This window comes from Hymenobacter fodinae (assembly GCF_004745825.1).
GTDB classification, from domain to species: domain Bacteria; phylum Bacteroidota; class Bacteroidia; order Cytophagales; family Hymenobacteraceae; genus Hymenobacter; species Hymenobacter fodinae.
The window spans coordinates 612,619-628,035 of the sequence record NZ_SRLA01000001.1 but is presented as its reverse complement, the minus strand read 5'-3'; the positions used below and the strand labels follow the sequence as shown (position 1 = coordinate 628,035).

Sequence of the window (15,417 nt, the reverse complement as noted above, 5' to 3'; positions counted from 1 at the left end):
TCTGCCTTTCGCTGCATGAACTTAGCCCAGCGCGCTACGGCCGAAGAGCTGATGGATGACCTCACTCTGGCTTCCGACGATCTACGTCGCAACCTCGATGAGCTAGAAACTATCAACACCTGGCTAGGTGGCTACGCACCCATTCTGGATGCGCTTGAACGGCTACGCCCCCATTTCCCGACTGGCCGCCCCCTGCGGCTCGCCGACCTGGGCAGCGGTGGCGGCGACACCCTGCGCCAGATTGCCCGCTGGGCCCGCCAGCACCAAGTGCCCGTAGAGCTAACAGGTATTGATGCCAATGCCTTCATGCTAGACTACGCCACCAGCAAAAGCACAGCCTACCCAGAAATCACCTACCAACAGGCCGACATCTTCTCTCCTGATTTTCAGCAGCAGCCTTACGATATTCTGACCGCCAGCTTGTTTTGTCATCACTTCTCCTCGGCGCAGTTGGTGGCTATGCTCCCGCGCTGGCAGCAGCAGGCCCAGCTTGCAGTTGTTATCAACGATTTACATCGCCATCCCCTGGCCTACTATAGCATTCGCTGGCTTACGCGCCTATTCCGGGGCTCCTATTTGGTTCAGCACGATGCTCCCCTTTCGGTAGCCAGGGCTTTTTCCCGCCTAGAGTGGCAGCAAATCTTAGCCGCGGCAGGTATTGCACGTTACACCTTACGGTGGCGGTGGGCCTTCCGCTGGCAGGTTATAATTACCTAGCACAGGGAGTTGCTCTCGCTCTCTGGCATTACTAGGCCACTTAAGTTCTTTAGCTCAACTAGCCGCACTGCTTGTTACCCCCACAAATCAGCAGCTACCCGAAACGTGTTAGCGTGTGCTTCCACAATATCAGCGATGCGCGGGGAGTAGCCGCCTCCCATGCACACTACTACGGGTAAGCGGTGCTGCTGACAGGTTTGCAATACGTACTGGTCGCGCTGGCGGCAACCTTCTCGGGTAAGCGCAAGGTGGCCTAGCTTATCGGTAGCCAACACATCTACTCCGCTGAGGTAAAACACAAAGTCGGGTTGATGCTCTTGCAGTAGCCTCGGCAGCGTATTGCGCAATAAAGCTAAGTAGGCTGTGTCGTCAGTACCGTCGGGCAGGGGCAGATCAAGGTCGGAGTGCTCCTTGCGGTGAGGGTAGTTGCGCGCCCCATGCATGCTAAACGTAAATACCCTGGGCTCCTGAGCGAATATAGCGGCTGTACCATTGCCCTGGTGCACATCCAAGTCTATGATGAGCACGCGGCTTACCCCAAGTTCTGGGTGGCCTAGCAAATAATTGGCGGCTGCGGCTTGGTCGTTGAGCAAACAAAATCCCTCCCCCCGGTCGCGGAAGGCATGGTGGGTACCCCCGGCTATGTTGAGAGCCACGCCATGCCTCAACGCCCGATGCACACAGGCAACCGTGCCGCCCAGAATAGTGACTTCGCGCTCAACCAACTGCGGGCTCCATGGAAAACCAGTAGCCCGCTCCTCTTGTCGGGTTAAGCCCCCCTGCTGTAGCCGTTGGTAGTACTCAGCATCATGCGTGAGTAGTATAGTAGCTTCGCTGGGCAGCTCAGGATGGAAGAAAGCACTTTCCGGCACTGTTCCTTCGCGCACGAGTTGCTCCGGCAGCAACTCGTATTTGAGCATAGGAAAACGGTGATTGGCGGGTAGCGGGTGGGCATAGAGTGGCGCGCAAGCGATAGAGAGCATAGACCTCAAAAACTGTCAGCCTCCAGCATTGTTCTAGGCCACTCTTCTATGCTAAACTGCCTACGACATACCTAGCCCCTATACTTACTCAGTCTTACTCAGTGGCTTACATCGATCCATCACCCCTCATCTTATCCATCCTAATTACAAAAAAGGCTTTCTCGATATCGAGAAAGCCTTTTTGCGTGAAGCATTCCTAACAAGTCGTTAGTTGCGAGTCATTAAGTTATTAGTTGCCAATTCGGTGTTTGGGATGGGCCAGATGTAGAGTGCAGCGGTGGGGGGCACCGCGCTTATCGTGGCCTTAGCCGGAATGGTCTGCTGCAAACGCATGAGGTCGTTGTTGCGCAGGCCTTCGCCCAAAAACTCGATGCGCCGCTCCAGAAGGATAGCATCAATAATGCTAAAAGTAGAAGAGAAGCTGTCCGCCTTATACTCAGCGGGTGAGGGAGTAGTGGCGTTGGGCGGTGGATTAGACCGTACCCGTACCGCGTTGAGCAGGGCCAACGCGCGGGTGCTGCTAGCACCCTCGGTGCGAGCAAGTGCCTCGGCCAGGTTTAGCAACACCTCCGAGTAGCGAATCACCGGGGCATTATCGGTGTAGGGAGCTGGTGCCAGTGCCCCGTTCTGATACTTGCGCAGGTAAGGAACGTTGCTAACGCGGGTTACGAAGCTAGTGTTCCGCTCATCGGTGGCCAGAAAGCGAGGATCACTGAGTACACCATTGGCATTCAGGCTGTACTCGCCCCCGCCACCTTGTGAGTTTGGCAGGAAATAGAAGGCCAACTGGTTTTGCGTACCGGGGGCATCCTGCGGGGTAAACGGGAACGACAGAATGCTTTCCGTGCTGGACTGGTTACCAACGAAAACGGTGGTAATGCTTGGCTGTAATGCGTGTTGCACCCCAGTAGCAGCCCGGAAAGGAGCTGTGGCCGAAACAATTTTGTTGGCCTCCGTTACCACATCAGCGTAGCGGGCCATGCTCAGGTACACACGGGTTTTGAGGGCAATAGCCGTATTGCGGTGCGCCCGGGTAACGTTAGATGCACTGTTTGTAAGTGGCAGATTCTGCTCAGCAAAGTTTAGGTCTGCCAGAATTTGAGTGTACACCTCCGCTACCGTGGAACGAGCCAAATCGTTATTACCCAAGTCCACCTCTGCTTTTAGGCGCAGGGGCAAACCAGGCTTGTTGCCGTTGCCGTCCGTATAGGGGCGGGCATAGAATTGTAACAGCGAGTAGTAGGCAAGAGCCCGCAGAAACCGGCCTTCCGCGGCGTACGACGTAGCAGTAGCTGGGAAGTCACTAGGGAATGGAGTGGCCGTAAACTTGGCCGAATTAGCTTCAAGTCCCGCCAAAAAGACGTTTATCTGGTTGATGGCTGAGTAGCCGGCACCCCACATATTAATTACGTCGTTCTGGGATGATTCAGTGACAGTGTGCTGCCATACGGCGGCTCCAGTTACCAGGTTAGACGTCCGGTTTAGAAAGTCATTCGCCCGGATGTCGCCATACACTTGGTAGCGGCCTCCCAAGAAGTTGCCAGCCTTCATATAGTCGTACATGTTGTTGACTTGCAGCAACACGCGAGAAGGAGTATCAAAGGCTACCTCGCTATTTAGAGAGGCTACTGGGGCCGGATTTAAACGATCCTCGCAAGAGGTAGTGCTTAAGCCCAACATTGCTGTAACTAGGCCTAGCGCTAGGGTATGCTTGATATTTTTCATCTAGTGCAGAGGATTATTAGAAGCCGATATTGAACCCTACCGTGTAGGTGCGCGCTTGCCCTACTGAATTACGGTCGACGCCAGCACCCGTGTTAGAGGCGCCGTTCGTGGAAATCTCGGGGTCAATGCCGGAGTATTTAGTCAACAGGGCTGCGTTTTGCACCTGTACGTAGAAGCGGGCCGAACTCACTCCAAACCGGCTGACAAAGGTTGGCTGCAGGTTATATCCCAGCGACACGTTGCGCAGACGGGCGAAGTCTCCCTTCTCCACGTTGGTCGACATAATCAGGGCCGAGCCGTTCGACGTATTATCGCCGTATACCACGCGGGGCCATTTGGCATTGGTATTAGTTTCCGTCCAGCGTTCCAGAATATCCACGTCGTTGTTCCAGAAGCGCTGGTCGTGCAAACCGGCTTTGGTACCGTTGTAGATATAGTTGCCGCCCGAAAACTGCACAAACACGCCCAAGTCGAAGTTTTTGTAACGGAACGTGTTGTCGAAGCCACCGAACCAGGTTGGCAATACTGGGCCGAAATATTCACCGTCAACCAGCTGGTTAGGGGCGCGGGAGTTCCGACCGTCTAATGTAGTCCAGCCGTTGCCGGTGGAAGTGGAAGAGTGGTTGTATTGTACCGTTGTAAAGGTACCATCATCATTACGAAGTTGAATCAGGCGCCGACCGTTTGCCGGATTTACACCTAGAGAACGAACTGCCAGAATTTCACCAACCGACTGGCCAGCCTTCGTGTAGTTTACCGTTTCTAGGCCTGAGGTGGCCGTACCAATACGCTGCCCTTCCGAGGCCAGGGCTAGCACCCGGTTCTTCAGCGTAGTTAGGTTGGCATTAATCGACCAGGTGAAATTTGTTTTGCGGATGGCATCTACCCGCAAATTGATTTCAATCCCGGTATTACGCATCGAACCTACGTTGCTAGGAATGGTGCCACCTGGAATACCGCGAGAAGGAGCCTGCGGAATTTGCAAGATCAAGCCATCTACCAAGTTGCGGTAGTAGGCCACGTCGCCAGTAATTCGGTCGTCGAGAAGGCCAAATGATACACCCACATCTGTTTTCTTGCTGGTTTCCCAGGTTAGATTGGGGTTACCAACGCCACTCAGATAGAAAGTGGGGCTCGGGCCGTATAAGCCAGCATCATAGAGGCGCAGGGAGGCATAATCGTCGATGCCTTGGTTGTTACCAACTTCGCCGTAGCTGCCCGTGAATTTAAGGAAACTAATTTTGCTGAGCGCGGATGAATTCTTCCAGAAGTCTTCCTCCGAAATAGCATACCCTACCGAAGCACCATAGAAGTTGCCCCACTTTTTAGCCCAAGCAGAGTAACCGTCGCGGCGCACATTAATAGTGGCCAAGTACTTGCTATTGAAATTGTAGTTGACACGGCCAAAGTAAGAGGTCAGAAAGTTCTCCCCTTGGAAGTTACCCGCAGATGCTACGTTCACGTAGCCGCCCTGAAGTGTGGTGAAGAAGGGGTCGGCCACGCTGCTGCGGTTCAGACCCCAACGGTCAATGCTGGTGTTCTGATTTTCGTTACCAGCCAAGAACGACAAGTTGTGCTTGCCACCTAGGGTTACATCGTACTGTACAGTGTTCTGCCAGTTCCAGCGCTTGTTAGTGCGGTAGAAATTCTGAGCGAGACCAACGTTGTATTGGTCGCCGGCAATGGGCGTGTAGAAGGCTTTGTCCTCGAAGGCGATGTTGTAAACACCGTAGGTAGTACGCAGGTTAAGGCCCTTGATTAATTCCAGGTTGGCATAGATGCTACCTTGCACTTCATTGCCGTCTGAGCGGAAGTAGTTATTCTCAAGGTCTACTAGCGGGTTGTAGTAACCAGGTAGCAGTGGTGAGCCATTAGGGTTGGCAGCCGTAGCAGAAGTAGGGTTGATATTAGCTCCTGGCCCAATACCCGCGCCACTAATGTTGTAAGTGCCATCAAGATTGCGAGCCGGTACGTTGGGAGGTAACACCAATGGCAAGCGGCCTAGGCCAGCGGTACCAAAAGCACCGTCACCTACCGAACCCGAGTTAGGCGAGGCAGTGCGTGAATTAGTATAGCCAGCGCGCAAGCCTACCGTGAAACGAGAAAAGACTTTGTGGTCGATATTGATACGGCCCGATGCTCGTTTAAACGAGTTGCCTTCCAGCATACCCTTCTGGTCGGTGTAGCCTACCGACGTGTAGTATGAGGTTTTCTCGCTGCCGCCGCTGAAGTTGATGTTGTTGGACGTAGAGAAGCCCGTACGGTAGATATAGTCATACCAACGCGTATCCACAGTGTTACCATTGGCATCCAGCGTAGGCCGGAAACCTTCAATAGCGGTAGGGTTCAGACCCTGAGCCACTAGGTTGGCATTCAGGTTCCGAACTGCTTCGTTCTTAATCTCCATGTACTGTGCGGTGTTCAGTACATCGTAGAGGCGTACCGGCTCAGTCCAGCCAGCCCATGAATCTACTGAGAGTTTGCTCTGGCCTTTCTTGCCGCGCTTGGTGGTTACCAAGATAACACCGCCTGCCGCACGAGAACCATAAATGGCAGTAGCAGAAGCATCTTTCAGCACTTCCACACTCTCAATATCATTGGGGTTGATATTACTGAGTGGGTTGTTGGGCACACTACCTACGGCCGAGCTGTTGCCGCTAAACGCTGGAATACCATCAATTACGTACAATGGTGCCGAACTCAGGCTAATGGAATTCACCCCGCGGATACGTACCACTGGCGGTGCATTGAGCACCCCGTTGGGTGTAGTGATGTTCACACCAGAGGCTTGCCCCTGTAGCGCCTGCTCAAAGCTTTGCACTGGCTTATTGGCAATCTGGGCAGCCGTAACAGTAGCTACTGAACCTGTCAAGTCCCGACGGGACTGGGTTCCGTAGCCTACAACTACTACTTCATCAAGGCCAGTAGAGCCATTGGCGAGAGTAACATTAATACTAGACTGTGTGCCAATAGCTACCTCTTTAGAAGCGTAGCCAATAAATGAAAACACCAACGCACTAGCCGTGTTCGGCACCGATAAAGAATACCGGCCATCAGAATCGGTTGATGTGCCCTGTGAGCCGCCCTTCACTATTACGGTAGCCCCCGGTATTGCTGCACCATCGGTTCCGACCACTTGTCCGGTTACAGTGCGGTTTTGAGCAGCCACGTCGTGGCTGGCTACTGCAAGAACCGTGAAGGGAAATAACAGTAATGTTTTCCTCATGTGTTCTACTTGGGTTTTGAATTTATTCCAATTATTGACCCCAAGAAGTAACACATTCATAACTTAAGCAAAATATATCACGTTAATTTTTAATTAAAATGGCCTTTTATTCAAAGACATTAACACACCTATATAAATGAGTTAGCACTTACTTTATTGAAAAAACAATAAATAATAATGGCGCTGAACAGACTTTGAAAACGTGCCGTTTTAAGCCCATTACTACCTTCATCTTACTCTTACCATAAGTTTGTTAATGCTCTGCGTTAGGTAAACACAACAGCAAAAGCTCCGAACAACAGCTTTTACTCGATTAACGAAATTGTTTTTAACCTTAATTTTTACTTATCCCTAAGTATTCAGTGCTGTTTCTTCACTAACTATTATCCTGATGTCAATGGACTATAGACTTACTCACTCATCTTGGATGGGTACTATCAGTAATATCACAACTTAAGATTGCGTAGTGTTACAAATTTATTCTCAGCTAGTTGCCCGGTTTAGAGGTCTCGAATGATTCATAGAGCCCCTAAACGCAAAAGCCCAACCTTGCGGTCGGGCTTTCTAGAGATTCGTACTGCCCCAAAAAGGCCATGAGCGTACTCAATGACAGCGGGGCAGGTGGCTTTGAAGTGGGGCGTACTGGGCTCGAACCAGTGACCCCTACCTTGTCGAGGTAGTGCTCTAAACCAACTGAGCTAACACCCCCTTACAAAGCCATGCTGGCGGCGGCCGTAAAGAGCCAAAGGTATCATTATAGTTGATTTTTTCTGTATGACCTAGGTGCAAAATTTATGCTTCAGGTAGCGGACAGCTGTAACCTTCTGACGGCACGATAGTATAGCACTTTACCGATGCTCCCCCGGTGTTATTCATCACCGGATTGGTCTTGCTTCTCTGTGCTTCACTGCTCCCTCCCTCCTTTTATGAAAAAAATAGCTCTTCTCCTCTCATTATCCGCGGTAAGTGCTGCGGCCGTTGCCCAAGATCAAACTACGGGCCCACGCTCTGGCCGGCTTGCATCATCTACTGACTACTCTCCGGGTAGCAGCGCTTCCCGCAATAATGGCTTCGGTGTAAAAGGCGGATTCACGGCTTCTAACTTCCGCGGCGACGACAAAAAGAACTTCAATAACGAAGGCATCTACAATACCTTCCACGCCGGGGTGTACGCCCAATTTGGCTTCAACAACGCGTTTTCGTTGCAGCCCGAGGTGCTTTATAGCCGGCAAGGTTTTAAAGGTGCCCCTACGCAGTACGCCTCCCGCGGCACCTACGACACCCGCCTCGACTACATTCAGGTGCCCGTGCTGCTGGTATACAACTTCCTCGACAACGTAAGCGTGCATGTAGGCCCGCAGGTGTCGTTGCTGACCAAGGTGAAAGAGGGCAGCACCGAGCGTAAGATTGCCGACGACAACAACGTGTATGGCTACAGCTACAACAGCCTCGACTATGGCCTAGCAGCTGGTGTAGAAGCGCGGGTAGGTCCGGCGCGGGTGGGTGGCCGTTACACCGCCGGTTTTGCTGATATCATCAAAGATCCGCAGAATGCCGCGGCAAACTCCATCAATAACATTAAGAATGGTATGTTCCAGGTGTATGTGGGAATCGGTATTGCTGACTAGGCCTGCCTAATTCTGACTGCCATATAGAGTATAGTAAAAGAGGAAGCTTGTGGCTTCCTCTTTTGCGTTCAACTGCTCATCATCCGCCCTCCTTACATAGTCGCCACTTTGGCTATTCTATCCTCAGAAATACTACCCGCTATTAATCAAGCCCGCGAACTGCTAGCGGAGCGTGGTATGGCCGTGCTGGGCTCCTGGGCCTTGCTGAACTTGCTAGTGAGCGGCTATATGGTCAAGCAAACCGACGCCCGAACAGAAACTCATCATTTCCACCTGATGAACGTGGGCTGGAACGCGGTAAATGCCCTATTGGCTGTATGGGGAATATTGAGGGCACATCCTGCTAGTGTGGCTGGGCTCACGCTGGCGGAAAGCCTTACCGCTCAGTTTCAGTTTGAGAAGATTTTGCTGTTCAATGCAGGCCTAGATGTGGCCTATGTGTGCGTGGGCAGCTGGCTCCGAGCCCGCGCCCATGCTGTTGGCGCGGTACGCCCAGAGCGTCTGCTAGGGTTTGGGCGCTCCTTGTGGGTACAAGGCACATTTCTGTTCTTGTTTGATGTAGGCTTTTACCTACTATATCACCGCTGGGCCGGCGAGCTACTATTACGAGTTTCGTAGGATATCAAAAAAGCCCCGCTGGCTATGTAGCCAGCGGGGCTTTTTTGATATCCTACAGGCCTAGGCGTGCACCGAGTCTTTTACCAGAGCTTCCTTTATCTTCTCGTTGAAGTTCGGAATGTCTTGGGGGTTACGGCTGGTGATAATGTTCCCATCAACCACCACCGTTTCGTCTACCCAAGTAGCGCCGGCATTTTTTAGGTCGGTTTGGAGGCTAGGCCAGCTGGTGAGCGTTTTGCCCTGCACAACTCCGGCTTCAATGAGCGTCCAGGGGCCGTGGCAAATGGCGGCTACGGGTTTGCCGGAGCGCACAAACTCGCCAATAAAGCTTACCGCTTCCGGTTTAGTCCGCAGCACGTCGGGATTCATTTGGCCGCCGGGTAGCACCAGAGCGTCGTAGTCGGCCACTTTTACGTCGCTAATTACTTTGTCAACATCCACTTTATCACCCCAGTCTTTTTCGTCCCAGCCCTTGATAGAGCCACTTTTCAGGGAAATAACGTGGGTTTCGGCTCCCTCGCCTTCGAGGTATTTCTTGGGTTTTTCCAGCTCCGACTGCTCAAAACCGTCGGTGGCAACAATAGCTATTTTCTTGCCCTTGAGGGCGTCGCTTCCAAAGAGACTCATCGTACAAATACGTTAGGTACAACAACTAAAAAGCCGAGGCTACGCACGGTAGCCTCGGCTTTTCTTTAACGATAGGAGCAGGCAGGGGTTGTTGCCTGGGGCGCTATAGTTGAGCTTGCGCGCTTATAAAATTGTGGCCTAGGCCACTCCCGCGGCCCTACTCATTTCGAGCATGCTTGAGCTGTTTGCGCAAGCGCTTCACGCGCTCATCAAACCCATCGGGGTCGTAGCTGATATCCTCCACATCTAGTTGCTCCAGCATATCCATTAGGTCGTCGGAGTGCTCGGTGCGGGTGCCGCCGGGTACGCGTACAAACGCCATTTCCGACCACAGCACTGCCTTCAGCCGTAGGCCGTCGTCGCTTAGCATTTGCATCTCCACCACCAAGTTAGAGTTATCGAAATGGATGAGCTGGGTTCGGATGCGGACCATTTCGGCGTGCTGGGCAGGACGGAGGTAAGCAATATGGTGCTTGGTAATTACCCAACCGGCACCTAGTTGCTGCGCCAACTGGCCTAGGTTGAGGGAGTAGTGCTGAATGGTATGCTCTTCGCGAGCATTAAGGAAATAGTCGAGGTAACGCGCGTTGTTGAGGTGGCCTAGCATGTCGCAGTCCTGAAACAAGATGCGGTGGGTGGTTTCGGGAGTCCGAACTAAGGATTTAGCAGCCATAAAGAAGAAACGAATGGGGTGCAAAGGTGGGAGTTTACCGCTGGATTGGGCTCAATAAGCACTCAAACCCGTCGGTAGACTGCTATACGGTTCTGCTACATAGAGGCCGACATGTAATCAGCTTCTTTCAAGGCCTATGCTAGGCCACCTTAACTATTACATGCATGCATTGATCTTCCAAAACCGAGGAAAAACAAAAAACGACCAGCCATACTACTGCTCGAAACAGAATTAACCCTATATTTTGAGCTTGTTACTCGCTGTAAATCAACAATATAACAATTTTTTCACTGCTTATTTATATCATAGCAAAGAGGCTATGAAAGAGTGGGGAAAAAGTTGAATATAACTGAGTGTGCAGCGGGCTGTTTGGTCCACTTAACCAATTGCGTATGCCCACTTCTACCTTCCAAAATGAAAATGTTAACGTTGAGGTTGTCAAGCAACTACTGCTCTACAACCAGGAAGAACAGCTCTTAGCTCATCTGTACCAGAAGCTAGAAGGCCTGTATTGCCCAGACCATGGCAGCCGCCCCGAGCTGCAGCTAGTACCGGAGCCCGGCGGATACTCCGTGGACCTGCTAACGGACTGCTGCCCGGCATTTACGGCCCTATGCGCGAGCAAGCTTCAGTAACGCATAGCGTACTGGCCCCGGGTACGGCCGCAAGATGCACCCAGGACCGGTACGCTATGCGGGCGCAAAGCTCTAAACACGACAGCCCCGATTGGTGAACCGGGGCTGCCGTGTTTGTCATGACCTCTGCTACATGTGGCTAAGGCCATAATGCAGTGGCAGCTTATTTAGGCCTACCACGTAGCTAAGCGCAGGTTTTCGCGAGGCCTGCCTTGTGGTCCAGAAAGGGAAAGCTGTACTATGTTGGGAAGGGCGCATTAGTGATTTGTAATTATCAGTAGCTTACTGTTTGACCCTCCCTACCGGAGGGTTCATAACTCTCTATTACTACTCAAGACTGGTTTTATACTGCTTGTACTGCACCACTTATGGATATTCTCCATCGTCATCATGTTTCCACTTATGGGTCAGGCCCCCAGACGCTGGTGTTTGGCCACGGGTTTGGCACCGATCAACAAGCTTGGCGCTATGTGGCGCCGGCATTTGCGGCCCGCCACCAAGTAGTGCTCTTCGATTTGGTAGGCTCCGGCCGCTCCGATAAGTCGGCATATGATTTCTCGCGCTACCAAACCCTGCGCGGCTACGCCAATGACCTGCTGGAGCTGCTCCGCACCCTGAACCTTCCCAAGGTGGTGTACGTGGGGCATTCGGTAAGCGGGATGATTGGAATGCTGGCTGCCATTCAGGAACCCGCTTTATTTGAGCGCCTAGTGCTGCTGGCGGCCTCACCGTGCTACGTGAACGATGGCGACTACTTCGGGGGATTTGAGCCCGCCGACCTGGAGGAGATTCTCGGCTTTCTCGACCGCGACTATCGCGCGTGGTCCGATACCATGGTGCCTAATATTGTGGGCGGTGATATGCGTCCCGACCTTGTTGATGACGTACTAGCCAGCTTTTCCGAAGTTGATCCGGCTATAGCCCGCCAATTTGCCCGGGCCACTTTCTTGTCTGACTATCGGTCAGAGTTGCCGAAGCTGCGCGTGCCTACGCTGGTAATACAGTCGGCACAAGACTCCATAGCTCCCAGCAATGTAGGCCACTACCTCCACGAGCATCTGGCAGGCAGCCACCTTGATATTCTGAACACAACTGGACACTATCCGCACTTGAGCGCACCGGTGGCCACTATCTCTTCACTGGAGCGGTACCTGAAATCGGCCTAGGCCACTCTCAAAGCCGACCAACCGACAGCCAAGCAGTGGGCGATAACAGATGGACACCAGGCCTATACTAAGCAGCAAGATTGTGGGCTAAACTACGTTGGCAATGGCGCTAGGCCACTCCTGTTTGGCTCAGAAGTGGCCTAGCGCATTCAGCTACTTTACCCCTTGGCGGCACAGCTGCGCCGCACTTTTTCCAAGCGCTGTACCAAGTCGCGTACTACTGCCTCGTCGGAGGTATACACGGGCATTTCCAGCGTGGTGGTGTCGCTTTTGCCAGGCGGACGGCGCGTTATTTTTATTTCGTAGTAACGGCGGTTCTTCTCCTCGTTGTGAGCGGGCGCATAGGTTAGCGCCGTTACCTGGCTCCACTCTACGCCCATGCGCAGCTCAAACTCCACCTTGTCATCAGACTTTACGGCCCAATCGGCGCCGTTCTTTTGGTGACTAACCTGGAAAGCTCCCGAGCTACTGCCATCTGTACGGTACTTGCGGATTACCTCCGTAAAGTGACAGTTGCTGAGCTGAGCACGCACTTCTGTTTCGGGCTCGTCGGGGTCACGGGCCAACTCATTGAGGCGCCGGGTCAAGGCCTGCACCTCGGTGGTAGATTGCGCCTGGGCACTGGCCCCAGCCAGTAATAACCCAGCTAAGAAGAGTTTTTTCATCAGAACATGCGGTTAGCGTGAAACCTATTGCTCGCCGCTGGCCATAAGCCGCAGCGGCAACCGCACGCCAGATGCATCTTTCTGAGAAAGAGTTGCCTAGTGTATGTCTGTTCTTTTCAAGAGCTTAATCAGCCGGCTTTGCGGGCGCGCATTTGCTCCTGCACTTGGCGCTGCTTGACTTTCAGCTTCTGATACTGAGAAGCTGTAAGTACTTGCTGCAGCTGCTTATCGGAGTTGGCATTGATGCGCTTCAGCTCGGCCATCAGAGCGGGGCGGTCGGCGCTGTACTGGCGCTGGGCGGCATTGGCCTTTTCGGCGGTTTCCGTGAAGATGGCGCGCACCTGCCTAGGCTGGTCGCCGGTTAGGTTGAGTTCGTCGGTCAGTACGTCGGTCAGGTCGCGGGCGGCCGACGACGCCACTACGGGTGCGGGAGCCGGGGTTGCTACCGACTTCGCCTCCGGGATGCTCCGGTTACGGCGGGCGCAGCTAGAAGCGAGGGTGGTAGTGAGGGCCAGGGCGAGTAATAAGCGGGCAGGAGACATGGTACAAGTAGGTGGCGTGTGCCTCCCCATACGCTAAAACCATACCGCACGGTTATCTCCTCGCTTATCTGCTAGTTATTACCCTACAGCTACCGTAGCCGCTGCCCCCGACCGCACCGCCGGGTTGCTGGTTTTCAGGTGCTGGGCGGTGTAATGCGCCAGCGCCATAATGGTCAGCATAGGATTTACGCCGCTGCACGTGGGGAATGCGGAGGCATCGGCCACGAACAAATTGCCGACCTCGTATAGCTCTCCGGTGGGCATAGTGGGGTGAGTGCCCGCGTCGCCGCCCATGCGGCAGGTACTCATTTGGTGAGCACTGTAGAGGCTGAACTGGTTGGGCTTCCAGCCCAGGTGGGGCAGTTGCGCCAGCACTTCCGGGTTTTGGGGTACACCGTTTTGGGCGTGCAGAATGGGCAAGGTACCATGGGGCAGATACACCTTATCAGCACCGGCAGCCACGTGAATGTCGGCGGCGGCGCGCACACCTTGCAGCAAGTGGTTGCGGTCGAAGTCGCTGAGCACGTAGTCGATGAGGGGGGCGCCGTGCTTATCAATCTTCACGCAGCCCCCATCCCGGTCGCGGGTAAGCACAATGAACGAGCCGAGGTGGGCCGCTTGGCGCATCATATCCTTGTGCTGCTCACCGGAGCGCCAAGGCAGCACCATAGCCATCAAGCCGCTGTGGGCCGGGGGCGTTTCCAGCTTTACCCCAAAGTTGGTGCCATCCAGCATCGTGAAGCAGTCATTCACCACCGACATCATAGGCCCGTGCCAGGGGTTGATGGCGTGGGCGTAGTGCGCCGACACGGCTACCGTGGGGTGCAGGTGCAGGTGCTCTCCAATATGCGGATGTTTCAGGCCACTGCGCAGCAGCAAGGCCGGCGTCTGGATGGAACCGCCCGCCACTACTACCCGGCGGGCCCGCACCGTCACACGTACGGGGCGCCCATCGGCGGAGGTATGCAGGGCCTCGGCGCCGGTAGCGCGGTTGCCGGAAATAGTAATGCGTTCCACGTGCGTGTCGGCTAGCAGGCGGGCGCCGTGGTCGTAGGCCTGTTGCAGATAGGTGTTGAGCGTGCCCTGCTTCACGCCGTGCCGGTCGCCGAAGCAGCTGTAGCCCAGGCCCCGGAAGTGCGCTTCGGTATCAGTAAGGCCCTTTTCATTGCGAGGAATTAGCTTTACCTCTTGGCCTAGCTTAGTAGATCCGTCCCAGAGCGCCTGGTTCTGGCCATTATGGCGGTGATAGTCGATGTTGACGCTCAGGGCTCGGCTGATGGCATCAAGACTTTTCTTGAAATCCGGGGAAGTGAAGTGCGGTACCTGATGCTCGCGGGCCCACTCCTGTAATATATAGTCGGGAGTACGAAAAGCCCCCGCCCAGTTTACAGTGGTGCCCCCGCCCAGGCAGGAGCCCGCCAGCAGGGCAATGCCGCCATCTTGGGTACTGATGGCTCCGCGCCCGTCGTAGAGGTGGCCTAGCATGTCTACCTCCCGCTGGGTGAAGTCGGCACCGTGGAAGTAAGGGCCTTTTTCGAGCACCAGCACATCTTGGCCCGCCGCGGCTAGCTCGCCGGCCACTACCCCACCGCCCGCACCGCTGCCAATTACCAGCACATCGCAGTCGTAGGTCACGTCTTGGGTTGGCTGCAGGGTATTGATAGGCCTAGGCGTGTCAACTAGCTCTTCGGTTTGAGGGCCAGGGTAGCCAATATGCTCCCACACAAAGTTGCCCTGCTCGGGGGTGGAGCTGCCATAAAACAAGAAGGTAAACAGCTTGCGCAGAGCATGAAAGCCTTTCCGAAACTGCGGCACGTTGCTGGCCGCCCAGCTTTGCAGGAGCTTCTCCCGCTGCTCGAGCGCTAGCCGGCTGAAAGGTCGCAGCGGCCCAAACCATGTCAGGCCTACCGCGGGAGTTTCCAGCAGGGTTAGCAGTTGCATAAACTCTTTGCGGGCCCCGGCGGGCTGCGCCTCCAGCACCTGCCCAATCTTATCTAGGTCTACGCCTTCGGAGCCGCGCCGCGCCCAGTATGCGGGGTCTTCGGCTTTATGACCGGGCACTGCAGGAATAAACGTATCGGCGAGGGCGCGCAGGGTGACGCGCTGAGCTTCGGTGAAGAACATGAACGGGTGGGCAGAAGAGTACACTGATCCGGCGCCGACACAGCCCACGCCGGGCCCCGATAAGTTCGACAATTTTCCCGAAAACTAC

General features: G+C 54.2%; 13 protein-coding genes and 1 tRNA gene. 5 read left to right on the top strand and 9 right to left on the bottom strand.

The features are described from left to right. Positions 1–15 precede the first annotated feature (15 nt). Positions 16–717 carry a methyltransferase domain-containing protein gene (locus EU556_RS02690; protein ID WP_245327378.1) on the top strand — a complete coding sequence of 234 codons (702 nt, stop codon included), beginning with the start codon at positions 16–18 and terminating at the stop codon, positions 715–717. Positions 718–791: 74 nt separating this feature from the next. Here EU556_RS02690 and EU556_RS02685 read toward each other — a convergent pair whose 3' ends face one another. The 4 genes from EU556_RS02685 to EU556_RS02670 form a co-directional block, all read right to left on the bottom strand. Continuing rightward, the gene (locus EU556_RS02685; RefSeq protein ID WP_135430782.1) at positions 792–1,700 is read right to left on the bottom strand and encodes a histone deacetylase family protein; all 909 of its coding nucleotides are present in this window, start codon (positions 1,698–1,700) and stop codon (positions 792–794) included. A gap of 207 nt (positions 1,701–1,907) precedes the next feature. Then, positions 1,908–3,425: a RagB/SusD family nutrient uptake outer membrane protein gene (locus EU556_RS02680; protein ID WP_135430780.1), complete on the bottom strand. Its 1,518-nt coding sequence runs from the start codon at positions 3,423–3,425 to the stop codon at positions 1,908–1,910. A 16-nt stretch (positions 3,426–3,441) separates the two neighbouring features. Beyond that, positions 3,442–6,651 carry a SusC/RagA family TonB-linked outer membrane protein gene (locus EU556_RS02675; protein WP_135430778.1) on the bottom strand — a complete coding sequence of 1,070 codons (3,210 nt, stop codon included), beginning with the start codon at positions 6,649–6,651 and terminating at the stop codon, positions 3,442–3,444. Between the two features lie 633 nt (positions 6,652–7,284). Beyond that, positions 7,285–7,359, bottom strand: a tRNA-Val gene (locus EU556_RS02670). 218 nt (positions 7,360–7,577) lie between these two features. Here EU556_RS02670 and EU556_RS02665 point away from each other — a divergent pair. Both EU556_RS02665 and EU556_RS02660 read left to right on the top strand, forming a co-directional pair. Next, positions 7,578–8,279, top strand: coding sequence for a porin family protein (locus EU556_RS02665; RefSeq protein ID WP_167855420.1), 702 nt, complete (start codon positions 7,578–7,580; stop codon positions 8,277–8,279). Positions 8,280–8,387: 108 nt separating this feature from the next. After that, positions 8,388–8,897: a DUF6992 family protein gene (locus tag EU556_RS02660; protein WP_135430774.1), complete on the top strand. Its 510-nt coding sequence runs from the start codon at positions 8,388–8,390 to the stop codon at positions 8,895–8,897. A gap of 60 nt (positions 8,898–8,957) precedes the next feature. Here the strand turns inward: EU556_RS02660 and EU556_RS02655 are convergent, their stop codons facing one another. After that, positions 8,958–9,524 (bottom strand): type 1 glutamine amidotransferase domain-containing protein, encoded by a 567-nt coding sequence (locus EU556_RS02655; protein WP_135430772.1) that lies wholly within the window; start codon positions 9,522–9,524, stop codon positions 8,958–8,960. Positions 9,525–9,681: 157 nt separating this feature from the next. Further along, on the bottom strand, positions 9,682–10,197 hold the full coding sequence (locus EU556_RS02650) for an acyl-CoA thioesterase (RefSeq protein WP_135430770.1): 516 nt from the start codon (positions 10,195–10,197) through the stop codon (positions 9,682–9,684). A 392-nt stretch (positions 10,198–10,589) separates the two neighbouring features. On the opposite strand from EU556_RS02650, the gene EU556_RS02645 reads away from it, so the two are divergent. Together EU556_RS02645 and EU556_RS02640 are read left to right on the top strand one after the other, a co-directional pair. Then, a complete protein-coding gene (locus EU556_RS02645; protein ID WP_135430768.1) occupies positions 10,590–10,832 on the top strand; it encodes a hypothetical protein in 243 nt (80 codons plus the stop codon). Between the two features lie 368 nt (positions 10,833–11,200). Further along, positions 11,201–11,998 carry an alpha/beta fold hydrolase gene (locus tag EU556_RS02640; RefSeq protein WP_135430766.1) on the top strand — a complete coding sequence of 266 codons (798 nt, stop codon included), beginning with the start codon at positions 11,201–11,203 and terminating at the stop codon, positions 11,996–11,998. Positions 11,999–12,156: 158 nt separating this feature from the next. On the opposite strand, the gene EU556_RS02635 is transcribed toward EU556_RS02640, so the two are convergent. From EU556_RS02635 to EU556_RS02625, 3 genes are all read right to left on the bottom strand, one after another. Then, on the bottom strand, positions 12,157–12,663 hold the full coding sequence (locus EU556_RS02635; RefSeq protein ID WP_135430764.1) for a hypothetical protein: 507 nt from the start codon (positions 12,661–12,663) through the stop codon (positions 12,157–12,159). A gap of 128 nt (positions 12,664–12,791) precedes the next feature. Beyond that, on the bottom strand, positions 12,792–13,205 hold the full coding sequence (locus EU556_RS02630) for a hypothetical protein (protein ID WP_135430763.1): 414 nt from the start codon (positions 13,203–13,205) through the stop codon (positions 12,792–12,794). Positions 13,206–13,283: 78 nt separating this feature from the next. Continuing rightward, entirely contained in the window at positions 13,284–15,329 is a 2,046-nt protein-coding gene (locus tag EU556_RS02625; RefSeq protein ID WP_135430761.1) for an FAD-dependent oxidoreductase, read from the bottom strand. Positions 15,330–15,417 lie beyond the last annotated feature (88 nt).